The organism is Streptomyces sp. Root1310 (genome assembly GCF_001426425.1).
Lineage (GTDB): Bacteria > Actinomycetota > Actinomycetes > Streptomycetales > Streptomycetaceae > Streptomyces.
In genome coordinates this window covers 1,650,471-1,664,780 of the sequence record NZ_LMEQ01000001.1, presented here as the reverse complement: position 1 = coordinate 1,664,780, position 14,310 = coordinate 1,650,471, and the positions used below count along the sequence as shown (strand labels likewise).

The 14,310-nt window shown below is 72.0% G+C and carries 10 protein-coding genes; 3 read left to right on the top strand and 7 right to left on the bottom strand.

The annotated features are described in order from the left end of the window. The first annotated feature begins 1 nt into the window (after position 1). Complete coding sequence (locus ASD48_RS07135) at positions 2-1,045, top strand: glycosyltransferase family 2 protein (RefSeq protein WP_057600517.1); 1,044 nt, start codon at positions 2-4, stop codon at positions 1,043-1,045. A gap of 82 nt (positions 1,046-1,127) precedes the next feature. Here the strand turns inward: ASD48_RS07135 and ASD48_RS07130 are convergent, their stop codons facing one another. The 4 genes from ASD48_RS07130 to ASD48_RS07115 form a co-directional block, all read right to left on the bottom strand. Further along, positions 1,128-2,711, bottom strand: a complete 1,584-nt coding sequence (locus ASD48_RS07130) for an LCP family protein (protein WP_242432553.1) — start codon at positions 2,709-2,711, stop codon at positions 1,128-1,130. Between the two features lie 132 nt (positions 2,712-2,843). Continuing rightward, the gene (locus ASD48_RS07125; protein WP_079073640.1) at positions 2,844-4,619 is read right to left on the bottom strand and encodes an LCP family protein; all 1,776 of its coding nucleotides are present in this window, start codon (positions 4,617-4,619) and stop codon (positions 2,844-2,846) included. Between the two features lie 241 nt (positions 4,620-4,860). Further along, positions 4,861-5,967, bottom strand: coding sequence for an LCP family protein (locus tag ASD48_RS07120; protein WP_348983207.1), 1,107 nt, complete (start codon positions 5,965-5,967; stop codon positions 4,861-4,863). A gap of 688 nt (positions 5,968-6,655) precedes the next feature. Then, entirely contained in the window at positions 6,656-7,414 is a 759-nt protein-coding gene (locus tag ASD48_RS07115; RefSeq protein ID WP_057600514.1) for a TIGR03089 family protein, read from the bottom strand. A gap of 139 nt (positions 7,415-7,553) precedes the next feature. Here ASD48_RS07115 and ASD48_RS07110 point away from each other — a divergent pair, with 139 nt between their 5' ends. Together ASD48_RS07110 and ASD48_RS07105 are read left to right on the top strand one after the other, a co-directional pair. Further along, the gene (locus tag ASD48_RS07110; protein WP_242432521.1) at positions 7,554-9,278 is read left to right on the top strand and encodes a peptidoglycan recognition protein; all 1,725 of its coding nucleotides are present in this window, start codon (positions 7,554-7,556) and stop codon (positions 9,276-9,278) included. Between the two features lie 230 nt (positions 9,279-9,508). After that, complete coding sequence (locus ASD48_RS07105) at positions 9,509-10,591, top strand: NDP-sugar synthase (protein ID WP_057600512.1); 1,083 nt, start codon at positions 9,509-9,511, stop codon at positions 10,589-10,591. Between the two features lie 89 nt (positions 10,592-10,680). On the opposite strand, the gene ASD48_RS07100 is transcribed toward ASD48_RS07105, so the two are convergent. The 3 genes from ASD48_RS07100 to cofD all read right to left on the bottom strand — a co-directional run bounded on the left by ASD48_RS07100 (position 10,681) and on the right by cofD (position 14,300). Then, positions 10,681-11,685, bottom strand: a complete 1,005-nt coding sequence (locus ASD48_RS07100) for a DNA-3-methyladenine glycosylase (RefSeq protein ID WP_079073638.1) — start codon at positions 11,683-11,685, stop codon at positions 10,681-10,683. 309 nt (positions 11,686-11,994) lie between these two features. After that, entirely contained in the window at positions 11,995-13,344 is a 1,350-nt protein-coding gene (locus ASD48_RS07095; RefSeq protein ID WP_057600510.1) for a coenzyme F420-0:L-glutamate ligase, read from the bottom strand. Continuing rightward, positions 13,341-14,300: a 2-phospho-L-lactate transferase gene (gene cofD / locus ASD48_RS07090; RefSeq protein ID WP_057600509.1), complete on the bottom strand. Its 960-nt coding sequence runs from the start codon at positions 14,298-14,300 to the stop codon at positions 13,341-13,343. The genes ASD48_RS07095 and cofD overlap by 4 nt, the downstream gene beginning before the upstream one ends. Positions 14,301-14,310: the final 10 nt, after the last annotated feature.

Sequence of the window (14,310 nt, the reverse complement as noted above, 5' to 3'; positions counted from 1 at the left end):
TATGAACGCCAAGCCCGACGTGCAGCTCCCCGCCGTGTCCGTCATCATGCCCGTCCTCAACGAGGAGCGGCATCTGCGCGGAGCCGTCCAAGCGATCCTCGCGCAGGAGTACGCCGGCGAGATGGAGGTCGTGATCGCCATCGGTCCGTCCGCGGACCGCACGGAAGAGATCGCGGCCCAGCTCGTCGCCGAGACAGCCTCCGGCAACAAGCGCGTGCACACGGTCCCCAATCCCTCAGGGCGTACGCCCGCCGCCCTCAACGCCGCGATCAAGGCGTCACGCCATCCGATCGTCGTCCGCGTCGACGGGCACGGCATGCTCTCCCCGAACTACATCGCCACCGCCGTACGCCTCCTGGAGGAGACCGGTGCGCAGAACGTCGGCGGGATCATGCACGCCGAGGGCGAGAACGACTGGGAGCACGCGGTGGCCGCGGCCATGACCTCGAAGATCGGGGTCGGCAACGCCGCCTTCCACACGGGAGGGCAGGCAGGCCCCGCGGAGACCGTGTATCTCGGCGTCTTCCGGCGCGCTGCGCTGGAGCAACAGGGCGGCTACAACGAGGAGTTCATCCGCGCTCAGGACTGGGAGCTGAACTTCCGGATCAGGGAGGCCGGCGGCCTCATCTGGTTCTCGCCCGAGCTCAAGGTGTCCTACCGGCCGCGGCCCAGCGTCAAGGCGCTCGCCAAGCAGTACAAGGACTACGGCCGTTGGCGGCACGTCGTCGCCCGCTACCACGAGGGCTCCATCAACCTGCGCTACCTCGCCCCGCCCACCGCGGTCTGCGCGATAGCCGCCGGCATCGTCGTGGGCGCCGCGCTCACCCCGCTGGGCTTCGTGATCCCCGGCGGCTACCTCGCGGCGATCGTCGCCGGGTCGCTGCCGGCCGGCAAGGGACTGCCGCTGAAGGCACGGCTCCAGATCCCCGTGGCCCTCGCCACCATGCACATGTCGTGGGGCTTCGGCTTCCTGACCAGCCCGAAGGCGCTGGCCAGGAAGGTCATCGCCTCGCGGCGGCCCGCGGTGCTCAGCGACACGCACTGAGCACCGCCGCACCGCTCCGCCGACCGAGGTCGCGCTCCGCAGCACTTCCGGAGCGCGCCCTCGGGGCAGCACAGGACCCGGGCTACCAGGTGTAGTTCGGGTCCACGTGCATGCACTGGGTGGTGTCAGACGCGTTGATCGCCCCGGCCGTGTCGGGCGTCGTGTCGTTCTTCACCGGCGCCTTGTACGCCGTCCCCGACCGCCAGTCCGCGCCCACGACGACCGTGACCCCGGAGACCTCGGTGGACTTCTTCACCTGGCCCGCCGGGATACCGAGAGCCTTGGCGACCGCCTCGGCGTCGCCCTCCAGATCGGCGCTCGGGTAGCGGACCACCGTGGCCGCCGTGGCCGTGGCCGGCGAGGTGTCCGCGACGGCCTCGGTGAAGCCCTTGCCCTGCAGCAGGCCCTTCACCGCCGTGGCCCGCCCGCGCACCGCCGCCAGCGTGCTCGTGGACGTCCCGTTGTGCACCTGCACCGCGATCTCGCCGGGCGCGGCGGCCGGGTCGGTGACCGTCGGAGTCGGGCTGGCCGTGGCCTTCTTGGCGTCCTTGCCGTCGAGGGCGATGTCCTCGCGCACCAGGCGGAACAGCTGCTTGGCGTCGTCCGTGGGCACCACCCGGCTGCCCTGGTAGCGGTTCGGCATCGTCGTCATCGTGATGCGCTCGGTGGGCACCTTCTTCAGCTCGCCCGCCAGGTCGTACATCTTCGTGATGGTGTCGAGGCCGTCGTCGACGGTGATCGCCTTGGTGGCCGCCTCGGCGAGCTTGCGCAGCTTGTTGGGATTGGTCAGCTTGGCGTTGGCGCGCAGCTCGCGGACCATCGAGTTCATGTACATGTGCTGCGCCTTGGCACGGGCCAGGTCGGTGTCGTCCTCGAAGCCGTAGCGGGTGCGCAGCCACTGAAGGGCCTGCTTGCCCTTGACGGCGTGCGTGCCCTCCTCCAGCTTCAGACCGGAGCCCTTGCCGGTGCTGGTGTGCGAGTAGACGTTGGCGTCCACGCAGACCGGGACGCCGCCGATCGCGTCCGCCATCGACACCACACCGGAGAAGTCGATCATCATGAAGTGGTCGATGTGGATGTCGGTGAGCTTCTCCCAGGTGGCCACGGTGCAGCCGGGACCGCCGCGGCCGAGCGACACGTTCGTCATCTCGTCGGACAGCGCCTGGTAGGTGGTCCCGTCGTCGGGGTCCGTGCACTTGGGGATGTCCAGCAGCGTGTCGCGCGGCATGCTCACCACCGACATGTTGCTGCGGTCCGCCGATATGTGCAGCAGCATCTGGACGTCCGCGAGCGGGGGACCGTCGAAGGTGTCCTTGGCGCCGCCGAGCTTCTGGTTCTCCGCCGTGTCACGGGCGTCCGAACCGATCAGCAGGATGTTCAGCGCCGTCTGCCCGGCCGAGTTGGCCTCCGTCCTGGCCGCCCGGTCCTTCGCGTCGCCGATGTTCAGGTCGTCGCTCTTGATGTTCGCGTTGAGGTGTTCGTAGTAGAGGTATCCGGCCCCCGCGCCGCCGAGTATGACCACCGCGAGCACCGTCGCCGACCAGCGCAACGCGCGTCGACGCCGGCGTCTGCGATTCGCGTTCCGGTCCGCGCCGCGCCCGCCGCCCGCTCCGCCGTCCCCCTCGGCCGCGGTCTCGTCGTGTTGTTCCCGCGCCGTCAGGGACATCGTGTCCTCGACCGCGGGAGCCTCCCTCCGCACCCCACTGCTCCCCGCCAATTCCCCTGCCCCTCCCCGCCGTGCGCCTGACACGGGCCCGTCCCGCGTCAAGTCAGACGCACGACGGGCCCGAAGGGTTACCTACTTGGCGCACTCGACCTTGTCCGCCGTGGACTTCTGGACCGTGTCCGGCACAGTGGTCGGAGCTGTGAGCGAGACGCCCGCGCCCTTGAAGTCCTTGCCCAGCGTCAGCGTCATCGTCGGCAGACCCTGGGAGTTCTCGACACTCTTGCCCGGCTTCAGAGCGGTACCGGGCAGCCCCATGATGGCGGCGAGCTTGCGTGCCTGGTCGGCCTGGTCGGGCGCGTACTCGAGCGTCGTCTTGCTCAGTGCCGCGGGCGCGTTGCCCGCGTTCTCGGACTTCGTCACGCCCTCATCATTCTGCAGCCAGTTAAGAGTTTCCTGTGCGCTGCCGGCCGGAGCGCCGCCGTTCATGACCTGCACCCGCACCGCGGAAGCGGCGGACTGGGTGCCCTTGAGGCGGGCCGCGGCGGCCTTGGCGGCCGCGTTCTTGGACGCCGCCGCCTGCTCCTTCACCTCGGTGAAGGAGACATCGTCCTTGATCATCTGGAAGACGGTGGGCGCCGTCGAGGTGTTCACCACGACCGTGGCCGCGACCTTCTCGGCCGGGTTGTCGACCACCGGCACGGTGGTGAAGGTCAGGTTCTTCACGTTGAGTTTGCCCAGCTCCAGACCCAGGTCCTTCAGCTTGTCGATGGTGTCCAGCTGGGAGTCGACGGTCAGCGCCTTCGTACCCGCCTCCGCCAGCTTGATCATCTTCGTCGGGCTGGTGAGCGTGTCGTTCGACTTCAGCTTGCGCATCAGCGCGCTGAGGAACTGCTGCTGCAGTTCGATCCGGCTCAGGTCACCGCCGAAGCCCACGGAGTGCCGGGTACGCACGAAGGCCAGCGCCTGCTCGCCCTCGATGGTGTGGGTGCCCTTGGACAGCTTCAGATGCGAGTCCTCGTCGTCGATGTCCTTCGCCAGGCACACCTCGACGCCGCCGACCGCCGTGGTCAGCGTCTTGACCGCGTTGAAGTCGGCCACCATGAAGTTGTCCGCCTGGATCCCGGTCAGCTCGGTGACCGTGCGCACGGTGCAGCTCGGCGTGCGGTTGTCCTGCCCGAGGCTGGTGTTGAAGCGGACGTTGTCGGAGCCCTTGATGACCTTGGTGGAGCCGTCCTCCTGCTTGGTCTCGCAGTCCGGGACGTCCACGATCAGGTCACGCGGGATGCTGAGCGCGGTCGCGTTCGTCCGGTCCTTGGAGACGTGCAGCAGGATCGTGGTGTCCGCGTGGCCCACGCTGCCGGAGTCGCCGTAGCCCTCGTTGCCCGAACCGGTGCGCTTGTCGGTGCCGATCACCAGCAGGTTGATGGCCTTGTCCTTGCTGAAGCCACCGGTGCTCGCGCCGTCGTCGGAGACGGACGTGATGTTGTCGTTGAGGTGCTCGAGATAGAGATAGGCCGCACCGGCCGTACCCACGAGGACGAAGGCCATGATCCCGCCGGTCCACAGCAGGATCTTCTTCGCCTTCGACTTCTTCTTCACCGGCCGGCGGCCACGCCGGTTCGCCGCCGGTTCCTCCGGCGGTGCGCCCCGGCGCCGGCGCGGCCCGGGAACCTCCGGGTCCGGCGTCTCCTCGGGCGACGACGACTCCCGGCCCGGCGCCGCCGTACGGCGGCGCGCCGGACCTCCTGCGTCACCGGTCCGACCGGAGTCGGATCTACGAGGCCCCGGCACCGCCGATTGCGGTGTGGAAGGAGTCAGTCGCAGTTCGTATTCGCCGGTGTTCGGATTGAGCACCCACTGGTCTGCGGGGTCGATGTTGTCCGCCCGCCCACGGCCTTGCGCGTCCACGGTTGTCCGAATCCTCCGTCGGGGCCACGCGGCGCCTTTCCCCCTCTAGGCGCTCGGGTCTCGGTCACTCGGTGCGCGACCCCAGGAAGACCTCGTGGCCGGGGGCACCGGATCGCTCACACTATCCGCCAGGTTCGGCGCCGAGCGACGGCCGTGACAAATTCCACGCCCCTACATGCGGGCAATCCGCCCTATTTCTTTGAACTTGTGTTCGTCGCGAGAGGTCCGCTTGGCAAGCGCTTTACCCGCAGCCGTCCTCGGCGGCGGTGTTCCCGCGGAATGTGGGAGCGGGCGGAGTGGGCGAAACCGCCCCGGAAGCCGCAGGTCCGGAAGGCCGGAATGCGAACGGACCGTAGTCGCCCGACTCCGTGGGGGCGGGGTTCGTGGGAATTTCCTGAGAAACCGCCACCGGCCCGTCCGTTCGCAGCCGTTCGAAGAGTTTCTCCGCCTCCGGCTCCACAAGCTGGTCGCGATTGGCGTTGTAGACGTACGACTCCCGCGGAACGGTCAGGAATTGCACATGTTCGGTGGGAATGTCCCGCAGGCCGCGCACGAGTTCGTACAGTCCGCGCAGGCTCGCCAGATCCGGGTCGGTGGTGAGCGAGGACGTGGCCGCGTCCAGCAGCGGATACAGCTTCACCGGGTTCAGCAGGACGTCATTGCTCTGCACCTTGTTGACGAGTGCCCCGAGAAACCGCTGCTGCCGGTCCATCCGGTCGGTGTCACTGCCGTTCCCGAGGGACTTGCGGGCCCGCACGTACCCGAGCGCCTGCTCCCCGTCGAGCGTGACCCTCCCGGCGGGCAGCCGCAGCTTGGCGGCCTTGTCGTCGATCGGCTCCTTCAGACACACCTCGACCCCGTTCACGGCGTCGACCATGTCCTTGAACCCGCTGAAGTCGACGACCACGTGATGATCGATCCGCACGCCCGTCAGCTTCTCCACCGTCCGGATCGTGCAGGCCGAACCCCCGCTCTGGAACGCGTAGTTGAACATCGCGAACATCGGCTCGGTCCGCGTTCCGTCCGGTCGCAGGCAGCCCGGCACGTCCACCATCAGATCGCGCGGGAGGGAGACGGCGGTCGCGCTGCGCCTGCCGGCCGCCAGGTGCAGCAGGATCGTCGTGTCCGACCGCTCGGTCCCGGAGTCGCGCCCGTACTTCCGGTTCCCGTCCCCCGACCGCGAATCGGACCCGATGAGCAGGATGTTCTGCGCGTCCTTCACCAGTGAGGTCGGCCGCTCCCTCGCATACCGCGCGAGCTCCGCCGCGGCCGCGTCGTCGGGCGTGATGTTCCCGTCCAGCTTCGCGTAGACGACCCACCCCGCGACCCCGACCCCCAGGACGACCATCCCCGCCGCCCCCGCCCCGTACCGCATCCACCGCCGCCGACGCCGCCGTATGAGCCCCCGCCCGTCGGCGGACGCCCCCACCCCCGGCCCGAGGGGCCCACCGGAACCCGCCGCTTTCCTCACGTCCGATCCACCCCTCCCGCCTCCGGACCCGCTTCGGCCGCACGAGCGTGTAGAGCTGTCCCTACGACGATGCCGCGAAGTGGGCGGCGAGGGGCGACGGGCGTGGGCCGAACGGGTGAGGCGGGCCTCGGGGGGCGTTTGGGGCGGGGGTGCGTAGACCCGGCCCGTCCGGCGCGGGGATGAGCCCGTCCGGTGCCCAGTGCGCGGGGGTGCGTGGAATCAGCCGGTCCGGCGTGTGAGGACCAGGCCCCTTCGGGGGGCCGACGCAGGGGGCTTGGGGGCGGCTGCCCCCGTGGACGCCGGGGGTCTGGGGACTGCCGGGGCCTGGGGACTGCGTTCCTAGCAACGCCGGAGTGGACGCGAGGGGCCTGGGGGCGGCCCTGGCGACGCCGACGTGGACGCCGGGGGTTGGGGGTGGCCGCCCCTGGCAAGGCCGAAGTGGGCGCCGGGGGCCTGGGGGCTGCGTTCTGGCAAAGCCGGCGTGGACGCCGGGGGTCTGGGGACTGCCGCCCCCGGCAGCGCCGACGTCGACGCCGGGCGCCGGCCCTGCCGCCCGCCCGGAGGGCTACCGCGCGGTCGCCGTCACCCGCTCACTCTCCACCCGCCGAGCCACAGCCTCCTCGCCGGCCTCCGCCAGGTTCACGCACAGCACCACGGACCCCCCGCTCGCCAGCGGCGCGTACAGCCCGGCGCTCAGCCCCTCCCACGTGTCGTACGCCAGCCCCGACAGCAGCCGGGAACCGGGCCCCGTCAGCCCCAGCCCCGCCGCCTCCGCGCGCGCCCGCTCCACGACCTCGGCCCCGGTGTACTCGGCCCCGGCCACGATCAGCGCGGGCTCCTCGGGATCGACGGGGGCGTACGGCGCGAAACGGTCCCCGAAGGTCGGGACGTTCACGGCGTAGTCGTCGTACCCGTCCGGCGGGCCCGGCACGAACCGCCGCCCGAGCGGCGCCAGCGACAGCGCGTACCGCTCGCCCCGGCACGCCAGCCCCGCCTCGAACGACCCGGGCCCGGCGACGACGAAGTCCGCCCGCGCCGGATCCCCGGCGACGTCCGCGACGACGCCCACCGACGAACACGCCAGCAGCCACACCGCCGTCTGCCAGTGTGCGGGCAGCAGCAGCGCGACCCGGTCACCGGGCTCGGCGGACAGTCCGTCCTGGAGCAGGTTGGCGGTTTTGGCCACCCAGTTGGCGAAGGTGGCGACGGACAATTCGACCCGCTCGCCCGTGGCGTCGTCGTAGAAGGTCACCAAGGGGCGCGCGGGGTCCGCGGCCAGCGCGGAACGCAGCAGGTCGGCCGGGGTGCGATCGGTGGCAGTCACCCGCGCAAGCGTACGCGCCGCCCCGGCCGCCGTGCCGGTCGGCGGACCCTCCCGGAGCCACCGGTTCGGCCGAACGCACCCGACGGCCCGTCAACTCCCCGATGGACAGAAATGTATGGATATGTCCAGGATCGTTGGCATGCGCGGATTGCTTGCTACCTCGATCGGTGTCACCTGCGCGGCGGCACTCGCCCTCCCGCTGACGCCGCCCGCCAGCGCGGCGACGGCGCGACCGGCGTCCGCCGCGGAGGCGGCGCCCAGCGGGACGGCCAGGGCCACGAGCCCCGACACCCCCGTCACCTCATCCCTCCCCGACTCGTCCCTCCCCGACTCGTCCGTCCCCGACTCGTCCGTCCCCGACTCGGCCCTCCCGGCCCTCCCGGCCCACCCGGTCCACCCGGTCCACCGGGCCCACCCGACTCTTCCCGACCTCCCGGGCAGTACCCAGTCGCTGCCTCTCACCGCTCTCGCCCGCGACCGGGCATCGGGCGGCGGCGCCGCCGACCAGGGACTGCCCCGCCGGGACGTGCGCCACTTCTCCCTCCTCGGCGTCGTCTGGGACGACCCTGCCGCCGAACTCCACGGCCGCGTCCAGGTCCGTACCCGTACGTCCGACACCGGCGCCTGGTCCGGCTGGCAGGACGTCGAGACCCACAACGCCGACCACGGCGCCGACCCCGGCACACCCGAGAGCGCCTCGGGCCGGATCCGCGGCGCCACGGCCCCCCTGTGGGTCGGTGACTCCGACGGCGTCGAGATCCGGGTCCATCCGGACACCGAACGCCGTACGGAGGAGACGGCGCCCGGCGCCCTGCTCCCCTCCGGCCTGCGCCTCGAACTCGTCGACCCGGGCTCGGCGCCCCCCGAGCACGCCCCCGCGGGCCCCCCGCGCAGCCGGACACTGACCACCGGGTCCGCCCCGGCCGGCGCCCCGGAAGCGATGGACCCGCCCGACGCGGCGACCGGGAAGAGCGCCGAGACCGCGACGGCGGCCGACGAGGCCGAGGCCGGCGAGGGGCTCGTAGCCGGCGAAGGGATCGAATCGGGCGAAGGCGCCGAGGCGTCCGAGGGATCCGAAGGGGCCGAGCCCGCGGCCATGACGGCCATGACCGCCGAGGCGACCGCGGCCTCCGCCGCCAACGCCCCCCTCGCCCCGCTCGGCGCCACGCAGATCCCCGCCCTGGACCGCCTGGGCACCGAACGCGAACTCCTCGCCCTGCGCGGGGCGGAGTTGACGCAGGCCCAGCGGGCGAAGCCGTACATCGGCCCGCGGCCGAGCATCGTCACGCGCCGCGGCTGGGGCGCCGACGAGAAGCTGCGGGAGAGCGGCTTCCGCTACACGACGAAGGTCAAGGCCGCGTTCGTGCACCACACGGCGTCGGGCAACGGCTACAAGTGCTCACAGGCCCCGTCCGTCATCCGTGGTATCTACCGCTACCACGTGAAGAGCATGGGCTGGCGAGACATCGGCTACAACTTCCTCGTCGACAAGTGCGGGAAGATCTACGAGGGTCGCGCCGGGGGAGTGGCGAAGCCGGTCCTCGGCGCCCACACCCTCGGGTTCAACAGCAACAGCATGGGGATCGCCGTCCTCGGCACGTTCAGCTCCGCCAAGCCGACCACCGCCACGGTCGACGCCGTCGCGCGCCTGACGGCATGGAAACTCGGCCTCTTCGGGGCGAATCCGAAAGGAAAGACATACCTGAAGTCCGGCGGTGGCAATCTCTACGGAAAGGGAAAGAACGTACGACTGAATGTGATCTCGGGTCACCGGGACGGGTTCGCCACGGAATGCCCAGGCAGGCAGCTCTACGGCAAGCTCGGCTCGGCCCGCTCCACCGCGGCGCGCTTCCAGGGGCGCTGAGGCGGGCGATCCGGTTCGGGAGCCCCGGGGCCTGGGGAGGCCCCGGAGGCCGCACGCCCCCGGACGGCCGGAGCACACATCCAGATGGGGGCACATTCAGCCCGTCGGGGGGACAGTCTCCAGGGACTGGGACGGAACACCAACGGCCTGGAAGTCGCCACGCAACGGTCTGCATACACTGGCCGGTCGAATGACGGTTCGACCGGTCCCGGCAGGAAGCAGAGACGACGGTGACAGAAGCGATCCTCCTGGTCGGCGGCAAGGGCACCCGACTGCGCCCACTCACGGTGCACACGCCCAAACCCATGGTCAGGGCGGCGGGGGTGCCGTTCCTCACGCATCAACTGGCGCGGGCCAGAGCGGCGGGCGTGGAGCACATCGTGCTGGCGACGAGCTATCTGGCGGAGGTCTTCGAACCGTACTTCGGCGACGGCTCGGCACTGGGCCTGCACATCGAGTACGTGACGGAGGACGAACCGCTCGGCACGGGCGGCGCGATCCGCAATGTGGCGTCCCGACTGCACTCCGGCCCCGACGACCCGGTCCTCGTCTTCAACGGCGACATCCTCACCGGCCTGGACATCAGAAGGCTGGTGGCCACCCACGAGGCGACGGCGGCGGACGTCTCCCTGCACCTGACGAAGGTGACTGACCCGAGGGCCTACGGCCTGGTCCCCACCGACGAAACGGGCAAGGTCCTGGCGTTCCTGGAGAAGCCGCAGACCCCGGAGGAGATCGTCACCGACCAGATCAACGCGGGGGCGTACGTCTTCCGCCGCTCGGTCATCGACACGATCCCGCAGGGCCGCCCGGTGTCGGTGGAGCGCGAGACGTTCCCCGACCTCCTCTCGGCCGGCGCCCATCTCCAGGGCATGGTCGACTCGACGTACTGGCTGGACCTGGGCACCCCGGCGGCGTTCGTCCGGGGCTCGGCGGACCTGGTCCTCGGCCGGGCCCCGTCCCCCGCGGTCCCCGGCCGCTGCGGCGACCGCCTGGTCCTCCCGACGGCCAGGGTCGCCCCCGACGCGAAGCTGACGGGCGGCACGGTGGTGGGCGAGGGCGCCTTCGTCGCGCAGGGCGCGAGGGTCTTCGGCTCGACGATCCTCCCCGGCGCCGTCATCGAACCGGGCGCCGTCATCACCGACTCCCTCATCGGCACCCGGGCCCGCGTGGGCGAACGCTCCGTGCTCACGGGCACGGTCATCGGCGACGGCGCGATCGTCGGCCCCGACAACGAACTGCGTGACGGCGCGCGGGTGTGGTGCGACGCGAGAATCCCGGCGGGCGCGGTCCGCTTCTCGTCGGACCAGTGACCTTCAGCCAGGCCGCACCCTGGCGAGGAGGGGAACGAACGGGGGCGGCGGGGGCGAACCCCTCCGCCGCGGCCCGCCCGGAGGGCGCCTCACAACTTCCCGATGTCCCACCGGGGCATCTTCGGCACCCGCCGCGCCGGCGTCCGCCCACTCAACAAGATCAACCGAGCCGCCCGGTGCCGCTGCCCCGCGTACGGCTCCAGCAGCTCCAGCATCACGGAGTCATCGGCTTCCCGATCCCCCGCCAACGCCCACCCCACGATCCCCGGCAGATGCAGATCCCCCACGGTCACCGCGTCCGCCGCCCCGTGGCTGCGCTGCACGGTCTCCGCGGACGTCCACGGCCCGATCCCCGGCACGACCTCCAGCCGAGCCTGGGCCTCGGCCGGAGCCATCCGCACCGCTTCCTCCATCCGCGCGGCGACCCGCACGGCCCGCAGGATCGTCGACGCCCGCTTGTTGTCTACGCCCGCCCGATGCCACTCCCAGGACGGGATCAGCGCCCAGGTCCGGGGCGCCGGCATCACCCAGAGCCGCCCGTCCGCCGCGGGCCCCGGCGCCGGCTCCCCGAACTTGCGCACCAGCAGGCGCCAGGCCCGGTACGCCTCGTCGGTGGTCACCTTCTGCTCCAGCACGGAAGGGATCAGCGACTCCAGCACCAGCCCGGTCCGCGTCAGCCTGAGGCCCGGCCGCCGATGCCGGGCCGTCGCCACCACGCGATGCCGGGGCACGAACTCCTCCGGCGCGTCCGATGCCCCTAGCAGGTCCGGCAACCGGTCCAACAGCCACTCCGCGCCCGGCCCCCACGCTTCCCCGCGCACCGCACCGCCGGCCGCGGCGACGCGCAGCGTCCCCGGCCCGGCGGGGGTGAGACTGGCCCGCCACACCGACCCGTCCGGCGTCGCACGGAACGTCGGATCACCCGGTCCGCGCCGGAGCGGCCCGAGGACCAGCCCCAGATCGATCGGCCCCCCCGGCACCCAGGTCCGGGCCCGACCGGCCGCCGAGGCCTGCCGCGGCACTCCGGCGGGCACGCCGACATGCCCACCGCGCACGGTCGTACGGGTGGGTTGGGGAGCGAACCGTCCTGACACGAAAAGTCCCGGATAGAGGAAGAGAGGTGCTACGAGAGTAGGCGCACCCAGGCAAAGTCCGCCGCGCGACGCCCGTACCGGCACCACGCGGGCCACCGTGATGCCCAGAACGGGCACCAGGCAGGCCACCGCCCGACGCCCATTCCGGCGCCACGCGGGCCAGCGCCCGGCGCCCGTTCCGGCGCCACGCGGGCCACTCCGACACCGACGTCGGCACCAGGCGGCCACCGCGAGCCGCGCACCTCACCCCGCCGGACCGCGGTCCTCACCGCAGCGAGCCACGTACCCCGCCGGGCCGAGTCGCGTACCTCACCGCACCTCGACGAAGTCCCCGACCTGCCGCTCGCCACGGGCCCGGGGCTCCTCCGCCGCGTGCCCGATCGCCACCGCCCCCATCGGGTCCCAGCTCTCCGGCAGCTCCAGCACCTCCCGCACGACGTCCCGGCAGAACATCGTCGACGACACCCACGCGGACCCCAGCCGTTCCCCGGCCAGCGCGACCAGGAAGTTCTGGACGCCGGCCCCGGTCGCGACCACGAACATCTCCCGCTCGGCCGCGTCCCGCCGCGCGTCGCCGTAGGTGTGCGACCCGTCCATCACCAGACACGGCACGACCAGACAGGGCGCGTCGCGCAGGACGTCGCCCCGCCGCACCCGCTTGGCGATGGACTCCTCGGATTTCCCGTCCCGCCGCAGATCCGCGATCCACGCGTCCCGCATGGCGTCGAGCAACCGGACCCTCGACCCCGCCGACTCCAGCAGCACGAACCGCCACGGCGTCGTGTGATGCGGCGCCGGCGCCGTGACGGCGGCCGCCACCGCCCGCCGTACCGCCCCGGGATCGACCGGCTCGTCGGTGAAGGACCGCACCGTCCTTCGCTGGGTGACCGCCAGCCGCACCGCCTCGGACGTCCCGAGCCGGAACATGTCGTCGCGCGCGCCGCGCACCATGACCCGCGCCCCGCCCAGCGCACCCCTGTCGGCCCCATCGGCTCCGGCGGCCCCGGTGTCGTCGGCCACGACGACGTGTCCCAGCCCCCGCACCACGGCCACGGGCAGCCCGGCGGCCTTCCCCTTCACGAGGTCCCCGGCACCGGCCAGTTCGTCCGCCGTGGCGACGACCGTCGCGCCCAGCGGATTGCCGTACGCGTCCGTGCCCCCGCGCAGGTCGTCCAGCACCCGCACCCCGGCCGCGCCGATCGCCACATCGGTCAGCCCGGCGCGCCAGGGCCGTCCGAAGGTGTCGGTGACGACGACCCCGACGTCCACACCGAGCGCGTCCCGCAGTCCGGCGCGGATCGTCCGCGCCGACGCGTCCGGGTCCTCGGGCAGCAACAGCACAGTCCCCGCAGGGGTGTTGGAGGCGTCGACACCGGCGGCGGCCATGATGAGCCCCTGCCGGTTCTCGACGATCCGCAGCGCCCCGCGCCGGGCCACGACCCGTACGGTCTCGGCGTCGATCGCGGCCTCGCGGTCGTCGGCCCGGACGATCCGCCCCTCCGCCTTGGACACGATCTTCGAGGTGACGAGCAGGACGTCACCGTCGGCCAGGCCGGGCTCGGCGGCCGCGATCAGCTTCGCGAGGTCGTCCCCTGGCCGCACCTCGGGCAGTCCGGCCACGGCCCAGACCCGGTAACCGGTGTCGAAGGACCCGCTCATGCCCCGCGCACCTCCTCGGCCAGAGCCAGCGCCTCCCGGGCCATCTGCGCGGTCGTGTCGAGGTCGCTCATCATCAGCGGGACGGCCCGGCAGCGGATACCGGCCGCCTCCACCCGCTCCACGGTGCCCGCGTCCACGGTGTCGACGAGCCAGCCGTCCAGCAGACCCGAGCCGTAGTGCTCGGCCACCGCCGCGGCCGTCGACTCCACGCCGACCGCCGCGAGCACCTTGTCGGCCATGCCGCGCACGGGCGCGTCCCCGACGATGGGGGACAGGCCCACCACCGGGACCCCGGCCTCGGCGATCGCCTCGCGGATGCCCGGCACGGCGAGGATCGTGCCGACCGAGACGATCGGGTTGGACGGCGGGAAGAGGATCACGTCCGCCGCCGCGATGGCCTCCAGTACCCCCGGCGCCGGCTTCGCCTGCTCGGCGCCGACCGGCACGACCGCCTCCGCCGGCACCGACGCCCGCAGCCGCACCCAGTACTCCTGGAAATGCACGGCCTTGCGTTCGCCGTCCGCCTCGACCGCGACATGGGTCTCCACCCGGTCGTCGGTCATCGGGATGAGCCGGACGCCCGGCTGCCACCGGTCGCAGAGCGCCTCGGTCACCGCGCTGAGCGGGTAACCGGCGCCGATCATCTGCGTCCGCACGATGTGTGTGGCGAAGTCCCGGTCGCCCAGCCCGAACCACCCGGGCCCGGCGCCGTACGCGGCGAGCTCCTCCTTCAGGTGGAAGGTCTCGTCGGCCCGCCCCCAGCCCTGCTCCTCGTTGATGCCGCCGCCGAGCGTGTACATCACCGTGTCGAGGTCGGGACAGACCTTCAGCCCGAAGAGGTGGATGTCGTCGCCGGTGTTGCCGATGACCGTGATGTCCGCGTCCGGCACGGCCTGCTTCAGACCGCGCAGGAACCGGGCACCGCCGATGCCGCCTGCCAGAACCACAATGCGCATGAGGGCAAGT

Bases quoted from the DNA above. Each gene is read 5' to 3' on its own strand.
- cofD (WP_057600509.1), bottom strand. From the start codon at position 14,300: ATGCGCATTGTGGTTCTGGCAGGCGGCATCGGCGGTGCCCGGTTCCTG.
- ASD48_RS07135 (WP_057600517.1), top strand. From the start codon at position 2: ATGAACGCCAAGCCCGACGTGCAGCTCCCCGCCGTGTCCGTCATCATG.
- ASD48_RS07095 (WP_057600510.1), bottom strand. From the start codon at position 13,344: ATGAGCGGGTCCTTCGACACCGGTTACCGGGTCTGGGCCGTGGCCGGA.
- ASD48_RS07130 (WP_242432553.1), bottom strand. From the start codon at position 2,711: ATGTCCCTGACGGCGCGGGAACAACACGACGAGACCGCGGCCGAGGGG.
- ASD48_RS07120 (WP_348983207.1), bottom strand. From the start codon at position 5,967: ATGGTCGTCCTGGGGGTCGGGGTCGCGGGGTGGGTCGTCTACGCGAAG.
- ASD48_RS07110 (WP_242432521.1), top strand. From the start codon at position 7,554: ATGCGCGGATTGCTTGCTACCTCGATCGGTGTCACCTGCGCGGCGGCA.